The organism is Marinococcus tarijensis (assembly GCF_054971385.1).
This window is the reverse complement of sequence record NZ_JBQOJA010000009.1, coordinates 81034-94802: the sequence shown is the minus strand read 5'-3', so window position 1 is coordinate 94802 and position 13769 is coordinate 81034. Positions and strand designations below refer to the sequence as shown.

The window sequence follows — 13769 nt, the reverse complement described above, 5'->3', positions numbered from 1 at the left end:
TTTGTCGACGCAAGTATAACGGATATGGGAGTCTGCGTGTTTTTTTGTGTCTGTACCCCAACAAATATTATAGAGCCAAAAAAAAGAACGAAGCAATGCTGCAGCAGTACGCAGCCGAAGCTGAACAAGCGGGAGTGGCTAAGGTGGAGACGGTGCTGCGCTCCGGGGCGCCCAAGTCGACAGTCCCAGCGGAGCTCGCCCCTGATTTCGGGGCCGATCTGATCGTTACCGGAGCTTCCGGGATGGGCACCGTTGAAAAGCTGGTAATGGGGAGCGTGTCGAGCGGCGTTCTTCGCCGGGCCAGGGAGGATGTGCTTATCGTCCGGAGGGAAAGCGAAGGCGGACACAAAAAAATTCTGATAGCCGTGGACGGCTCCGAGGAAGCGGGGCTGGCATTTGAAAAGGGCGTCCAGCTCGCGCTGCAGACGAAGGCGGAATTGTTTATCGTGCACGTATACAACTCCAACCTACTGTATTCTACCGTTCTCAATACTGATGTGCAGAAGTTCATGGAGGACGATGACCGGAAAATGCTGGAGGATTACAAAACCCAGGCGGAGCGTCTCGGCGTCGCCAACGTAACAACGTCTCTGCTGTACGGATCGGCAAAGCTTATTATTCCCCAGGAATACGCCGTGCAGCATGAAATTGACCTGATTGTGAGCGGAGCGTCCGGCAGGAACAGAACGGAGCGGCTGCTGCTTGGAAGTGTGGCGGAGGGCATTGCCCACCGGGCGATCTGTGATGTGCTGATTGTGCGGCAGCCGCTTGAGCATAGAGAGCAGTAGAATTATTTTCTGGAATGAATCAGCCCGGTTTGGTAGGCGTACTCCACCAGCTCCTTCCGGGTTTTCATCGCGAGCTTTTCCATCAGATTGGTGCGGTGGGCCTCCACGGTTTTCACGCTGATGACGAGCGTATCGGCAATTTCTTTATTGGCATATCCAAGCGTTATATAGTAGAGCACCTCCCATTCCCTCGGGGAGAGCCGCCTTGGAATGCGGCCGGCAGGAGGAACGCTTTGGGCCTGCACCAGGGCCCGGAAGGAAGCAGAGGCGTAGCGGTTATGCCGGGCGGCCGCCCGGATGGCCCCGTATAAATCGTCCAGGGGATCGGTATGCAAAAGACAACCGGTGGAGGCGCGTTCGTATACCTGCTGCAGGAAAGCAGGCGTTTCCTCCCCGGAGACTAGAAATACGGCCGGAACCAGGGGACGTTCGAAGATGGACGTTTCTGGTGAAAGCGTGCCCGAATCAATAACATAGACGGGCTTCCGGTAGCCGGTTGGGAAAGCCTCTGCAGATGGCCTGCCGGCTGCTTCCTTCATGACGGTACAATCAGGAGCTTCCTCGAGCAGTATTTTTAACGCTTTCTGGTAGATTGGGCGTCTGCTTACTAAAACGATTGATATCATGCTGTCACCTTCTTAGGCATGGTTAGACATTTATGCACGGAGCCTTTCAGGAATACGTGCCTAGAGCATTAACCATCAAGTGTTAAAAAAACAGGAAAAAATAATTAAGGGTTTTCCCTTATATTTTTTAAAAATGCCCTTTGATAGTATCATGGTAATACTATCGAAGGAGATGGAAATAATGAGCAGGCCCCTTCAAAGTCTTTCAATGTACGAGAAACCGAGCGGATCTTTTGCAAGTATGCTGTCGCCTGAAGAGTTTGACCGTTTTCAGGAGCGCACGCAGCTGGCGCATAAACGGGCCGGAACGTACCTGTATTTAGAAGGAGACCCTTCTGATTATTTCTATTTTCTCTACGAAGGAACCGTGAAAATTCAAAAAAGCACAAGCGACGGAAAGGAACTGACCATTACGCTGCTTGGAAGCGGAGACCTGGCCGGCGAATATGGTAATCTGAATGCGGTGCACCATGATTTTTCGGCGAAGGTGTCAGCCGCCAGTACGGTAGGCGTAATTAAAAAAACAGAAATGGAGGCATTGATTAAAGAATCCGGCACTTTTTCCCTGAAAATGATGCAGTGGATGGGCAGCAACACGTTAAAGGAGCAGTCAAAATTCCGGGATCTGCTGCTGTACGGGAAAAACGGCGCGCTCGCCTCAACCCTGATCCGCCTCAGCACAACGCACGGAACGGATGGGGATAGCGGCACCGTTCTGCAGCTGAAGCTGACAAACACCGAGCTCGGGGAATACATCGGCTTATCCCGGGAGGGCGTGAACCGCTGCCTGAACGAGTGGAAAAAGGCCGGCGTCATTTCCTATAAGAACGGCCGCATTGTTATTCATAACATGCTTTATCTGCGCAGGCTGTGCAACTGCCCACTTGACAACCTTTGCTCCGGCGAAATATGCCGTCTTTAGCCACGCCTAATGTCATAAAATGATAGTCCCCCGGTGCCTCTTTCAGGCGCCGGGTTTTTTGGCGTTTCGCGGATTATAACCGTACAACCATCACGCTGCAGTCGGCATTTTTTGTAATGTGCTCGGAAACGCTGCCGAGAAAGAGCTTCTCTACGGCATTTATTCCGGTGGCGCCTGTAACGATTAAATCAACGTGGTATTTCGGTACAAGCTCACGTGGAATGAGCGTTTTCGGCGATCCGTATTCGATGTCAGCCACCACATTCGTGATACCAAACTCCTCCGCCTGCTTTTTGTATTTGTCGAGGAGCTGACGCGCTTCGTTTTCCACTTCGCCGATGAGGGAGGAGTCATAGTTACTCATCGGGCGGTAGGCGTTGTGGTTGATGACGTGGGTGATTACAAGCTGCGACCCCTGCGATTTGGCAAGCGGAAGAGCTGTTTCAAACGCGTAATCTGCTTCCTCAGAGCCGTCCACAGCAACTAAAATAACGTCCATCGTATGCATAATCTTCCTCCTAACGAAATAATGGTGCTTACACTTCATACTTCTAGTTTGTAAGCATATTTTCCTGTTAACGAACACAAAAATTGTCCTGGGACCGATTAAGCGAAGAGGCTGCCGGGAATCACAACGAATAAAAGCTCACTGGAGGTGCGTTAACGTGCTGACTGTTATTTCGTCAGAAGCAGGTCATATGATCGAGATTGAAATCAGCGGAAAGGTGACAGAGGACGATTATGAAACGTTCCAGAAATCGTTTGACGCCGTGAAGCAGGACGACACTCCGATTAATCTGCTTGTAGTGATGAGCGGCTGGAAAGGAATGACGCTACAGGCGGTCATGGAGGACCTGAAGTGGCTCCGGCGCATAAAGGAATTTCAAAAATTGGCGCTTGTCAGTGATGAAAAAGGCATAAAGGCAGCGGAAGCCTTCGGTAAGCTTCTGCCTGGAGTGGAAACAAAGCACTTCGGACAGGCAGAAAAAGGGGAGGCGCGGGAATGGCTGGCAAGCTGACCAGCATCGCTGCTTTTCAAATTTATATAATATAATTATGTTAACTAAAATTGTTTACCGGGGTTCAGCCTGCGCAGAAAAAGGATTACCCCGGCAGTAAAAGCGGGTAAAAGTGACTAACGGCTAAAATACGTACGTTAAAGGAGGGAGCACCGTGAATAAAAAGCAGAAAAAACAGCTGGATAATCTGATTATCGAATATTTGAAGGACAGGGGAAAATCCCACGAACTGAAGGTGGCAGACGAGCTGTCGGAGCGGTTTGAAGGAAAGCTGCATACAGCGACAGTGCTTGTGAGAATCGACCGTATGAAAAAAAGCAACGAGCTGCGGCATGAGGCCAAGGCTGTCCATGACACGATCGTCTGGGCAAAAAAACTGTAGCTTCATTCACAAAAACTGGGGATCCCGGTTTTTAACCCGGCCACAACAGGGAAAGACGGGAATAGAAGGATTGGCAGATGAAAGCTGCGCTGCCTCACAGCATATGGAGGAGGACAATAGGAATGGAAAAACTGGAATTTCAATTTATAACGTGTGATAAACGGGGAGAAATCCCGATAGAAAGCGGTATATTGACGATCGAAGACGACAATACATGGCAGGCGGAATTGATTAATTTCACCGGCGGCATGGAGCTGTTTTCGGATCAGGGCAACGAGTTCCGCATTAAGGACAACAGCCTGGTCGAGTATGAAGGAAAAGGCAAGGCGTCGAAAACAGGCGATGAAGAAGCGGAAGGAAATATTATTATTAAAGGTCAGGGGAAAATTAGCAAGTACTAATAAAGCATCCCGCATGGGGTGCTTTTTCAATGAACATGTCAGCCGCAGAGGAGGAATTTTTATGGACACGTATTACGAGCATCCTGAATACCGCCCGTTTTTCCCGAACGCACTGAACGCCTCGCACTCCATCGAGATAATGGATTTTGACGGGATCGCCCTGCTTATCCAGATGACCGACGGAGCAGTGGAGTCAGCGCACCGTCCGGACAAAGCAGATCTGCTGCACTGGCTGTGGGATACCGGGGTCGATTATTTGGAGAAAAATAATCCCGGCGACCGCCAGCGGATGGTAATTACAGAAAAAGATCTGGATAACGGCAAATTGATTACTCCCTACGAAGATCTTCTAAAAGAATTCGAAGCTTCCGGATACTGACCAGCAGCTTAAAAAATTTCCTCCAGGAGGTAAATATGTCATTTCGAAATTCAATAGGAAAAAATGTTAGAATCGCCCTCGCAGATATAGCCAAAGAAGATAAAGTTCTGCAATTGATTCTTGCGCCTAAAACGATGGAAAAGTTTATTATCGTCAAAATCGATTCCATCGATGAGATGGGCATATGGATCGAACATGAAATCGAAGCCGAGCTCGATGAAGATGAAGACGGGGAAAAGCTGCTGCAGTCGCAGCGCGAGAAAAAGTTTGTCCGGTCAAAATTCTTAATCAAGTGGCACTACATCGAAGGGGCCTACGCGCCGCTCGATGATGACGTGAACAGCAAAATGAAATTTCTGCGCTAAAGGGAGGAGTCTTACATGGACGATTGGATTCATCAGTTATCAAGCACGGCCCGCCAGAATAAGAAACAGGCGTCCACCGTGGAGGAAGAAAAACAGATGGAAAGCATACGTGCCTGCTCCGAGGAGCTGACAGGCATGTTCGATGAATTAATGGGAACCATTAACGGCCGGTCGGATTTAAAGGTAGAAAAAGTAAAAAGCAACAAGCATGTAAAATATTTTTACGGCGTTTCCGAGCTTATTATTGAAACCGGCGAGGTGTTCACCCGTAAAGGCTTTCTCGAAATAAGCTTCAAAATCCGTATTAACGATTCTGCCTACAACGTCAGCGACGTCCGGCCCCGCAGTGCCTATCTGAAGGATTTAAACACATGCAGGTGGGAAACGGAAACAGGTACTGTATTTAATGAGGAACAGGCGTCGATGTTATTTAAGCAGGCGCTGCTTCCGTATATCGAAGATTAAAAGCAACAGCTGCAGTCCGGAATTGCTCCGGGCTGTTTTTTTATGTCTTCATTTAAATAAATGTATTTTAAATGAAACAGTTGTATATAAAATACACTGCTGCAATACATGGAGCAACGGGAGATATACAAATATGAAAAAAGCTGCCTAAGGTTAAAAAGAATCAGAAAATAAATTCTGTAATTTGAAAAATAACAGTACTTTATTACTTGAAATTGAAGTATGATAAAGGAGAGGGGGATAAACGATGGCTACCGTGTATGTCAACCGTCATGTCCGTTATGTGCAGGTACTGTTAAGCGACGAGGGGAGCCTTTTGCACTGTTTAACCTGGGAGACCGACGACGGATTTGTCTTTGACATCCATGCGCTTGATGACAGCTCGTTTTCCCCGAAGTACGACCGGATCTATATGCCATTTGACCAGGAAACAATGACGCTTCACGGAAACACATATATTTTATATTAACCAGCCGCCTGCTGATAACAAATGAAAGGTTGTTCGGTGTTACCGTACATTTACTGTATTCAAAAAATATACACTACGTAGCTTTTTTCAAAAGAATCATTACGCGGTGGTATAATTGTTCCACGCATCTTTTTGTTTCTTTTTATATACAGTGACGTTGAAACCGAACCTGTGTAATTTCAAAAAAGGTACTGTATGCACGTTGCGGCGATACGCGTTTGTTTCCTATACAACAGGACGGAGGAGTGTTATGCTTTGGGCGGAACAGAAGTTGAAAGGAGCATGCGCTATCTCTCAATTTTCTTATGTGATCGATGAAGAAGGAAATGAAGTGTTCGTAGGGACAGAAGAAGACATTAAGGAGAAATTTCCGGCCAGGGAAAAACATATCTTTAACACTGAAGAGGAACTCCTGAAAGGCATACGCGATTTTCGGGAAAATGAACGAATTATATCTGTCGTAAGTGATCTGCCGGTTTTAAATGAACAGTGGAAAGATAAGGACAATATGTAAAACGGTTCGTTTAGGCCGGGGCCGGACTTTTTCCAGGAAGTCCGGTTTTTTTATTAGGTGGGGGACTATTAAAAGCACTGGCGTAGTATAATGAACAAAGCACCTCCCAGTCTTTATCAGAGAGGAAGATGATGATGAACAAAAAAAGAAATACCGCCTGGCTGTTGGTTCCACTGCTTTTATTACAGGCCTGGTGGCTTTACCGGGAAGCCGAAAAGCAGGGAAAGGCCAAATGGAAGTGGGGCCTGTGGGGATTAACACAGTTTCCGACCCCGGCAGTGGCTTTTTACGTCATTCATAAATGGAAGCAGTAAGCCCGGCTGCTGTGTTTCCGAGGTTTCAAACCGGCGCCCAGGTGTAATAGGATAAAAAGAAGCCGGGGATTCTGCCGGTACATGCAGCACCTATTAGAGTGAAGGGGCGACAAAAATGAAACAGGAAACCCAGGAAATTAACGAAATTGTACTCGACGAATCGGAGCTCCGGTTTGAATCTGCGTACTTGTATCTCGAAACGTCCGATCCGGACCGGATCGGGGAAAGCGCCTAGACGATGGCCATTTATAACGCAGAACAGGAATTTTCCGAAGAGTTTATCAATCGAAACAGCATCAGCATCCGGTTCAAAACCGAAGAAGCAGAGTATCAGGGGCTCGTTCAATTTAAAAACATTGAAGGCGGCGGGAAGAACCATTGCCACCTCGATGGTCTCGATGAACTGGTGCAGATATAAAGCAGGCATGACAACGGGTGACAGCGGAAGCTGGCGCCTGTTTTTTTATTTGCATCCCAGCCGGAAACCGCGGAAACGTTTAATACGCTCGAATTCGGGGATTATAGCTGTGAAAAGATGCTCAAAGATTGAAAGGAGAGAAAGCCATGAGTCCGAGAAAAGAAGCGATGGCCCAGCTGGCCGGAAGAGTCGAGCGGGGGGAAATCGGTGCCGAATGGTCGCCGGTGGATGAAATCGAGCAGGATCGTTTTCAGGAGCTTGCGGAGCACGGATACGTTACGTATGACGACGCCTCCGGAGAAAAAGACCAGGCGGTTTACAGCGGCATTAAAATCACAAAAGAAGGCCAAGAGCTTTATGAAGAATATAAACGGCAGGTAGACGAATAGAACTCACGCTTCCCGCGGGCGGTTTTATACAGGCCGCCTTTTTAAAAGAATGACACTCAGGAGGACGCGATGCCGACATTAGCACTTGAGGCTGTTAAAACAGTCTCCACAAATGAAGTTATTCATGTCAATGAAGGGCAGCTGCAGGCAGGCGGCGGGCCGCTTGAACGCTGGACCGTCTCCATTACAGACTGCGACAACGAGGAATTTTTCCACCAGGCATTTGACAGTGCTTCTCCTGCGCTGGATTTGTATTTTTACACCCGGGAAGGATTTCAGTTTGGCGGCCAGGTTTACATCACCCGGGCAGATGAGGAAGGCATTGAGCTTGAAGGAAGCAGTGCGCTCCAGGAACAGTCGTAATTGGATAAAAGGAGGATAACGATGGCACAGGAACCGGATTTTTCTCAGGAAGGACTGAAAGGCTACCGCGTGCGCCCGCTCCATTTTGCCGGCGAATCAGTCGAAGTGTATCAGGACGAAGAGCTCGTGCTGCTCGTGCAGGTGACTACATCGGCGATGGCAGCCGAAGCAAGTTTAAAGGAAGAAAATGTACCGGACTGGTTATGGAAAATCGGCATGGATTATCTGAAGCAGGAAGAGCCGACGGAAAGAAAGCGTCTCGTCATCACTGTTCAGGACGTGACGGACGGAGAAGTAAACAAAGCGTATGATAATTTATTAAGAGATTTCGAAGCGCCCTCGAGCTGAGAGGGTGCTTTTTGTTTTTATTTATATAGAAGAAATTGGCTGAAGGTTTCTTTTTCCAGTAGGAACACTGAGAAACGGTTTTCACTGACACGAGTAGGAAATTCTTTCTGAAAAAAACGGCCGGGCGTCTTCTCGAACCGAAAAAACTGTGGTATAAATAAGTGGAGGGGGTGGATGACAGTGGCTTTAGTGGAATTCAAATGCAGAACGCAGCCGCAGGTGACCTATAGCAGTGACGGTCATGAAATTCATTACAAGGTGATTGAATACGCCGATGGCTACGAAGTGGTGCTTCATTCGATGAGTGATTTTCAGCCGGCCGATGAAAAACTGTTATTTCATCAGGGAAGTCAGGTCATTCACGCCAAAGAGCATACTTACGTATTAGATACCTGCGATTGTGTGTACAGCGGTGGCTCCGATGAAACCATCGATCATTCGATCTGTCACAAACCGTATTCTAAATCCATGTAATCAAACGCTAAGCGGAGCTTTCCTTCCCGGGAGGCTCTTTTTTGTGGCGGACGCAGGTGCAAAAAATATTCCGGAAAACAGAAAGGGGCATACAAATGCTGCATTTTGAAAAGAAGGACCTTCACAATTTAAACCACGCGGAGGCGCCGTATGTATACATTTACCAATACGGAAAAACGGACATCAGTAGCCACCCCTCCGACAGCAGCCGGGTGGGGCTGTCCAAGCAGGGAATGATGAAGCTGGTGAATTACTGGATCGAGGAAGGCAACCTTGATGATAACGACAAGCAGCAGATTAAAGAGTGGCTCGACCAGTAACCCTTCAGGACACGTGGGGGAAATTCGGGTTTAGCAGGAGAGGTGCAGGGAAAAGGAATCACAATTCACCAATAGAAAAACGAGCTTCAGGCACGTATGTGCGCCGAAGTCGTTAAAGGGGGAATCGTGATGGCACGCCTGCTTGACTTTTATCACGGACCGTATGAAGGCAGCCCGGGAGAGTCTGAACATTTTAATGGACCGGTGCTTCACATCTTTGAGGGCGACCAGCTGCTGCTGTCGATGCAGATTACGGCAGAAGCACTCCGGAAAGATGAACTGAACGTAGACATGACAACGGTGTATGAATGGCTCTGGCACCGGGGGCTCGAATTTATTGAACAGGAAAATATTACGTCAGCCACGGTGATAGTGATTACCGATAGAGATGTCGAAGGAAATCAAATTGTTACGTCATACCGGACGCTTGCATGCCGGGCATAATACAAACGGGGCCGCCTGCTTTGATAAAGCAGGCGGCCCCGTTTATGTGATTAAAAGATGGTGCGGAAAACGCCGGTCACTCTGCCGAGTATCGTACAGTTTTCTAAAATGATCGGATCCATGGTGGCATTTTCAGGCTGCAGCCGGATAAAGTTTTCTTCTTTATAAAACCGTTTAACTGTCGCTTCCATTTCATCGGTCATAGCGACAATAATATCGCCGTTATCAGCGGTCTGCTGCTTTTGAACGACGACAAGATCCCCGTCAAAAATGCCAGCCTCTATCATACTGTCCCCCTGAATGGTAAGCATGTACACCTGTTCCTCGTCGGTCACCATGCGCTCCGGAAGAGGGATGTATTCTTCTACATTTTCCACCGCAGTGATAGGCTCCCCGGCCGTGACTTTACCGATCACCGGCACGTACACAGCTTTGCTTTCGTGAATCGGCTCGCTGCCCTGGTCTTCAAGCTCAAGCACTTCAATTGCCCGCGGCTTGGTCGGGTCACGGCGGATTAAATTTTTGTTTTCAAGGCGGGCGAGGTGCCCGTGCACCGTTGAACTCGAGGCGAGCCCCACGGCTTCTCCGATCTCCCGGACCGAAGGCGGATAGCCTTTTTCTTTTACTTCTTCTTTTATATAATCAAGAATTTGCTGCTGGCGCTTGGATAGCTTCATCTCCGCACCTCCTTTTGAGGAATTTTTCTGAGTAAAGTATAGCATGAGGGGAACAAAAACGCAAACACCCGTTCTAATATTTCTGTTGACGGGAACAGGTATTCTGGTATACTGGATGAATATAGGAACATACATTCTCATTCAGGGGGAACATGCATATGAATAAACTCAAAACTTTCACTTCAACGGACTGGACGATGCTTGCCTTATTTGCATTCGCGCTTTTATTTTTGGTATATTCAGCGGACGCTTCGATCACTCCGGACACGCTGGGCGGCACGGAAGCAGACCGTTCGGCAGAAATCGTCTATGAACAGGAGCATCCGGTTTTAAAGGACAGGCTGGGCTATCAGGAGCAGCCGTGGGAACGAACGGTTTCGTTTGACGCTGCCGAACAGTAAAACACGAACGGAAAGGACCGCAGACAAATGAAAACATGCATCATTTACGCCCGGGTAAGTACGGAAAAAGAAGAACAGCAGTCCTCGCTTGCCAGGCAGCAGGAGGAGCTGGAAGCTCTTGCGGCATCAAATGGCTGGACGGTGCAGCAGACCGTGACAGAACAGGAGAGCAGCTATTCCGTGGAGAGGGACGGACTTCTCCGTGTGTTTGAGCTCCTCGATGACACCGGGGCGGACACACTGCTGATCACCGATGACACGCGGCTTGGACGTGGAAATGCTAAAATTGCCGTGCTCCATGAGCTGCAGAAAAGGGGTACGTCCATCTATACGGTGAAGGATGACGGGGAGCTTGAAATTGCAGATACCGATCATATGATTATGGAGATTTTATCCATTGTGGAAGAGCATCAGCGCCGTCTGCATAATTTTAAGATTAAGCGGGGGATGCAGCGGGCGGTGGAAAACGGGTATCATCCGGAAGAAAACTTCGGGTTGAGCCGCAGCGGCGGCCGGAAGAAAATAGAGGTGCCCATTGAAGAAATCGTTAAGCTGAAACAGCGGGAGCTGACGTTTAAAGATATCGCTCTGACGCTCCGGGGCCTTGGCTACGATATTTCCAAAGCGACGGTGCACCGCCGTTATAAAGAATATGAACAGCAGCGTGCGGATATAGAACCGCAATGATTTGTTTGCGGTACGGCGCTGTTTTTAATATAATAAAAAAGGAACGCCATTTTAAGGGAGGCAACTTATGCTTTCGAAAGAAAAAATTGACCGGATTAATGAGTTAGCCAAACGTCAAAAATCAACAGGGCTGACAGCTGAAGAAGAAGAAGAACAGCATGCGCTGCGTCAGGAATATTTAAGCAAATTCCGTTCTTCGTTTAAAAACCAGCTTGAAAACGTAAAAGTGGTGGATGAAGAAGGCACGGATGTAACTCCAAGCAAGCTTGAGCGTGTGAAACGACGGAACCGCAGCTTCCGACATTAAGATAAAAGAGAGGCCTGGTCTTAACAAAGAGCAGGCCTTTTGATTTTCTTCTTTCTCTGTTAACACGCTTGTGTAATCGTTTTAAAACCTTTATCATAAAAGCGTACAAGAACACGGAAATTCCCGCGGGGTCAACTCACAGGTACGGGTTTCCACCCAAAAATACATACAGTGGAGGGACATATGCATGGCAATTAGCACAGAACAATTAGCAATTAACACGATTCGGACACTGTCCATCGAAAGCATTGAAAAAGCCCAGTCGGGCCACCCGGGGCTTCCGATGGGAGCGGCGCCGATGGCGTACGCGCTCTGGACCAAATCCATGAACCACAACCCGGCCAACCCGGCATGGTTTAACCGCGACCGCTTCGTGCTGTCCGCCGGACACGGATCGATGCTCCTATACAGCATGCTGCACCTGAGCGGCTACGACCTGTCGCTCGAGGAACTGAAAAACTTCCGCCAGTGGGGAAGCCAGACGCCGGGCCACCCGGAATACGGACACACCGCCGGCGTGGAAGCAACCACCGGCCCGCTCGGCCAGGGACTGGCCATGGGCACCGGGATGGCGATGGCCGAGCGCCATCTGGCCGCCAAATACAACACCGACGATCACGCCGTGGTCGACCATTTCACGTACGTGCTCTGCGGCGACGGCGACCTGATGGAAGGCGTGGCATCGGAATCGGCGTCCCTCGCCGGCCACCTGAAGCTCGGCAACCTCGTCGTGCTGTATGACTCCAACGACGTGTCGCTCGACGGCGCGCTCCACCAGTCGTTCTCCGAAAACGTGCTGCAGCGCTATGAAGCCTACGGCTGGCACACGATCTTTATCGAGGACGGCAACGACGTCGAGGCGTTGGAAGCAGCAATCGAAGAAGCGAAGCAGTCCCCGAAGCCATCCATGATCGAAGTGAAAACGGTGATTGGCTACGGAGCACCGAACAAAGGCGGCACGAATGCGGCCCACGGGGCGCCGATCGGTGACGAGGAGTACAACCTGGTGAAGGAAGCCTACCAGTGGGACTACGATGCGTTTCACATCCCGCCGGAGGTGACCGAGCTGTTTGACGAGGTCAAGCAGGCCGGGGCGAAGGCCGAACAGGAATGGAACGAGCGGTTTGATGCCTACAAGCAGGCGAACCCGGAACTCGCTGAAGAGCTCGAGCAGGCGATTGCCGGGAAACTCCCGGAAGGCTGGGGTGCCCATCTGCCGGTCTTTACGGATGAAAAAGTGGCGACCCGTGCCGCCTCCGGCGATGTGCTGCAGGAAGTAGCGGCCGCCGTGCCGTCCCTGTTCGGTGGATCGGCCGACCTGGCCGGCTCCAACAAAACGCTGATCAAAGCGGAGAACGATTTCAGCCGCAACGACTACACCGGCCGCAATATCTGGTTCGGGGTCCGCGAATTCGCGATGGCGGCAGCCGTGAACGGCATTCAGCTGCACGGCGGCCTGAAGCCGTTCGGCTCGACGTTCCTCGTCTTTTCCGATTACTTGCGTCCGGCGCTGCGCCTGAGCGCGTTGATGGGGCTGCCGCTGACGCAGGTATTCACGCACGACAGCATCGCGGTCGGCGAAGACGGTCCAACGCACGAACCGGTCGAACAGCTGGCGGCGCTCCGGGCGATTCCGAACCTGAACGTCATCCGCCCGGCGGACGGCAACGAAACGGTCGCTGCGTGGCGCGTGGCAATGGAAAGCGAATCGACGCCAACGGCGCTCGTGCTGACCCGCCAGGGCGTACCGACGCTCGAAGACACGAAGGAAAAAGCGGTCGAAGGCGTCCGCAAGGGAGCCTACGTGATCGGCGAACAGGCCGAAAAGCCGGATCTCCTTCTCGTCGCTGCCGGCTCGGAAGTGTCCCTCGCGGTGGACGCGAAAGCCCAGCTGCAGGAGGATGGCTGGACGGTCAACGTCGTCAGCATGCCAAACTTCCATGCGTTCGATCATCAGTCCGAGGACTACCGCCGCTCGGTGCTCCCGGACGGTGTACCGGCGATGGCGGTGGAAATGGGATCGTCCTTCGGCTGGTACAAGTACGTCGGCTCCCACGGCGCCGTGTACGGCATTGACCGCTTCGGTGCGTCCGCGCCGGGCGGGGAAGTCGTCGAAAAGTACGGCTTCACGCCGGACAAGGTGGCCGAAGCAGCCAGACAGTTGATCAAATAATCATGTGTTGAGGAGAAAGCAGCCCGCCGGCTGCTTTTTCTTATTTTCATCCGGTTGAAAAACGGGCACCGGTGCTGAATCTTTCGAATCGGTGCTTTCTTTACATAAAAGAATGCGTTATAAT

General features: G+C 50.2%; 25 protein-coding genes. 22 read left to right on the top strand and 3 right to left on the bottom strand.

Annotation, left to right across the window (positions count from 1 at the left end; translation table 11 throughout):
- A partial coding sequence (locus ACTTK7_RS07400; protein WP_462867051.1) for a universal stress protein occupies nucleotides 1–788 on the top strand: 788 nt, incomplete at its 5' end.
- A gap of 2 nt (nucleotides 789–790) precedes the next feature.
- On the opposite strand, the gene ACTTK7_RS07395 is transcribed toward ACTTK7_RS07400, so the two are convergent.
- Complete coding sequence (locus ACTTK7_RS07395) at nucleotides 791–1414, bottom strand: response regulator transcription factor (RefSeq protein ID WP_462867049.1); 624 nt, start codon at nucleotides 1412–1414, stop codon at nucleotides 791–793.
- A gap of 181 nt (nucleotides 1415–1595) precedes the next feature.
- On the opposite strand from ACTTK7_RS07395, the gene ACTTK7_RS07390 reads away from it, so the two are divergent.
- Nucleotides 1596–2336 (top strand): Crp/Fnr family transcriptional regulator, encoded by a 741-nt coding sequence (locus tag ACTTK7_RS07390; protein ID WP_462867047.1) that lies wholly within the window; start codon nucleotides 1596–1598, stop codon nucleotides 2334–2336.
- Nucleotides 2337–2409: 73 nt separating this feature from the next.
- Here ACTTK7_RS07390 and ACTTK7_RS07385 read toward each other — a convergent pair whose 3' ends face one another.
- The gene (locus tag ACTTK7_RS07385) at nucleotides 2410–2844 is read right to left on the bottom strand and encodes a universal stress protein (RefSeq protein ID WP_462867045.1); all 435 of its coding nucleotides are present in this window, start codon (nucleotides 2842–2844) and stop codon (nucleotides 2410–2412) included.
- 157 nt (nucleotides 2845–3001) lie between these two features.
- Between ACTTK7_RS07385 and ACTTK7_RS07380 the strand changes: the two genes are divergently transcribed.
- The 16 genes from ACTTK7_RS07380 to ACTTK7_RS07305 all read left to right on the top strand — a co-directional run bounded on the left by ACTTK7_RS07380 (nucleotide 3002) and on the right by ACTTK7_RS07305 (nucleotide 9400).
- Nucleotides 3002–3355, top strand: a complete 354-nt coding sequence (locus tag ACTTK7_RS07380; RefSeq protein WP_462867043.1) for a SpoIIAA family protein — start codon at nucleotides 3002–3004, stop codon at nucleotides 3353–3355.
- A gap of 154 nt (nucleotides 3356–3509) precedes the next feature.
- Nucleotides 3510–3737, top strand: coding sequence for a hypothetical protein (locus ACTTK7_RS07375; protein ID WP_462867041.1), 228 nt, complete (start codon nucleotides 3510–3512; stop codon nucleotides 3735–3737).
- A gap of 122 nt (nucleotides 3738–3859) precedes the next feature.
- Nucleotides 3860–4138 (top strand): hypothetical protein, encoded by a 279-nt coding sequence (locus tag ACTTK7_RS07370; RefSeq protein WP_462867039.1) that lies wholly within the window; start codon nucleotides 3860–3862, stop codon nucleotides 4136–4138.
- Nucleotides 4139–4199: 61 nt separating this feature from the next.
- Complete coding sequence (locus tag ACTTK7_RS07365; RefSeq protein WP_462867037.1) at nucleotides 4200–4517, top strand: hypothetical protein; 318 nt, start codon at nucleotides 4200–4202, stop codon at nucleotides 4515–4517.
- A 35-nt stretch (nucleotides 4518–4552) separates the two neighbouring features.
- Nucleotides 4553–4882: a hypothetical protein gene (locus tag ACTTK7_RS07360; RefSeq protein WP_462867035.1), complete on the top strand. Its 330-nt coding sequence runs from the start codon at nucleotides 4553–4555 to the stop codon at nucleotides 4880–4882.
- A gap of 15 nt (nucleotides 4883–4897) precedes the next feature.
- Nucleotides 4898–5347 (top strand): hypothetical protein, encoded by a 450-nt coding sequence (locus tag ACTTK7_RS07355; RefSeq protein ID WP_462867033.1) that lies wholly within the window; start codon nucleotides 4898–4900, stop codon nucleotides 5345–5347.
- A 247-nt stretch (nucleotides 5348–5594) separates the two neighbouring features.
- Entirely contained in the window at nucleotides 5595–5816 is a 222-nt protein-coding gene (locus tag ACTTK7_RS07350; protein ID WP_462867031.1) for a hypothetical protein, read from the top strand.
- Nucleotides 5817–6066: 250 nt separating this feature from the next.
- Nucleotides 6067–6330 (top strand): hypothetical protein, encoded by a 264-nt coding sequence (locus tag ACTTK7_RS07345; RefSeq protein WP_462867030.1) that lies wholly within the window; start codon nucleotides 6067–6069, stop codon nucleotides 6328–6330.
- A gap of 134 nt (nucleotides 6331–6464) precedes the next feature.
- Nucleotides 6465–6644: a hypothetical protein gene (locus ACTTK7_RS07340; RefSeq protein ID WP_462867028.1), complete on the top strand. Its 180-nt coding sequence runs from the start codon at nucleotides 6465–6467 to the stop codon at nucleotides 6642–6644.
- A gap of 238 nt (nucleotides 6645–6882) precedes the next feature.
- Nucleotides 6883–7062, top strand: coding sequence for a hypothetical protein (locus ACTTK7_RS07335; RefSeq protein ID WP_462867026.1), 180 nt, complete (start codon nucleotides 6883–6885; stop codon nucleotides 7060–7062).
- A 146-nt stretch (nucleotides 7063–7208) separates the two neighbouring features.
- Entirely contained in the window at nucleotides 7209–7451 is a 243-nt protein-coding gene (locus ACTTK7_RS07330; RefSeq protein ID WP_462867025.1) for a hypothetical protein, read from the top strand.
- Between the two features lie 69 nt (nucleotides 7452–7520).
- On the top strand, nucleotides 7521–7814 hold the full coding sequence (locus ACTTK7_RS07325) for a hypothetical protein (RefSeq protein ID WP_462867023.1): 294 nt from the start codon (nucleotides 7521–7523) through the stop codon (nucleotides 7812–7814).
- A gap of 21 nt (nucleotides 7815–7835) precedes the next feature.
- Entirely contained in the window at nucleotides 7836–8162 is a 327-nt protein-coding gene (locus tag ACTTK7_RS07320) for a hypothetical protein (protein WP_462867021.1), read from the top strand.
- Between the two features lie 174 nt (nucleotides 8163–8336).
- On the top strand, nucleotides 8337–8636 hold the full coding sequence (locus tag ACTTK7_RS07315) for a hypothetical protein (protein ID WP_462867020.1): 300 nt from the start codon (nucleotides 8337–8339) through the stop codon (nucleotides 8634–8636).
- A gap of 41 nt (nucleotides 8637–8677) precedes the next feature.
- On the top strand, nucleotides 8678–8956 hold the full coding sequence (locus ACTTK7_RS07310; RefSeq protein ID WP_462867018.1) for a hypothetical protein: 279 nt from the start codon (nucleotides 8678–8680) through the stop codon (nucleotides 8954–8956).
- Nucleotides 8957–9085: 129 nt separating this feature from the next.
- The gene (locus tag ACTTK7_RS07305) at nucleotides 9086–9400 is read left to right on the top strand and encodes a hypothetical protein (RefSeq protein ID WP_462867016.1); all 315 of its coding nucleotides are present in this window, start codon (nucleotides 9086–9088) and stop codon (nucleotides 9398–9400) included.
- A 50-nt stretch (nucleotides 9401–9450) separates the two neighbouring features.
- Here the strand turns inward: ACTTK7_RS07305 and lexA are convergent, their stop codons facing one another.
- Nucleotides 9451–10077, bottom strand: a complete 627-nt coding sequence (gene lexA, locus ACTTK7_RS07300; protein WP_022792125.1) for a transcriptional repressor LexA — start codon at nucleotides 10075–10077, stop codon at nucleotides 9451–9453.
- A 158-nt stretch (nucleotides 10078–10235) separates the two neighbouring features.
- Between lexA and ACTTK7_RS07295 the strand changes: the two genes are divergently transcribed.
- The 4 genes from ACTTK7_RS07295 to tkt all read left to right on the top strand — a co-directional run bounded on the left by ACTTK7_RS07295 (nucleotide 10236) and on the right by tkt (nucleotide 13645).
- On the top strand, nucleotides 10236–10478 hold the full coding sequence (locus tag ACTTK7_RS07295; RefSeq protein WP_462867014.1) for a hypothetical protein: 243 nt from the start codon (nucleotides 10236–10238) through the stop codon (nucleotides 10476–10478).
- 27 nt (nucleotides 10479–10505) lie between these two features.
- Nucleotides 10506–11165 carry a YneB family resolvase-like protein gene (locus tag ACTTK7_RS07290; RefSeq protein WP_462867012.1) on the top strand — a complete coding sequence of 220 codons (660 nt, stop codon included), beginning with the start codon at nucleotides 10506–10508 and terminating at the stop codon, nucleotides 11163–11165.
- A 67-nt stretch (nucleotides 11166–11232) separates the two neighbouring features.
- Nucleotides 11233–11472: a DUF896 domain-containing protein gene (locus tag ACTTK7_RS07285; protein ID WP_022792128.1), complete on the top strand. Its 240-nt coding sequence runs from the start codon at nucleotides 11233–11235 to the stop codon at nucleotides 11470–11472.
- 187 nt (nucleotides 11473–11659) lie between these two features.
- On the top strand, nucleotides 11660–13645 hold the full coding sequence (gene tkt, locus ACTTK7_RS07280; RefSeq protein WP_462867009.1) for a transketolase: 1986 nt from the start codon (nucleotides 11660–11662) through the stop codon (nucleotides 13643–13645).
- Nucleotides 13646–13769: the final 124 nt, after the last annotated feature.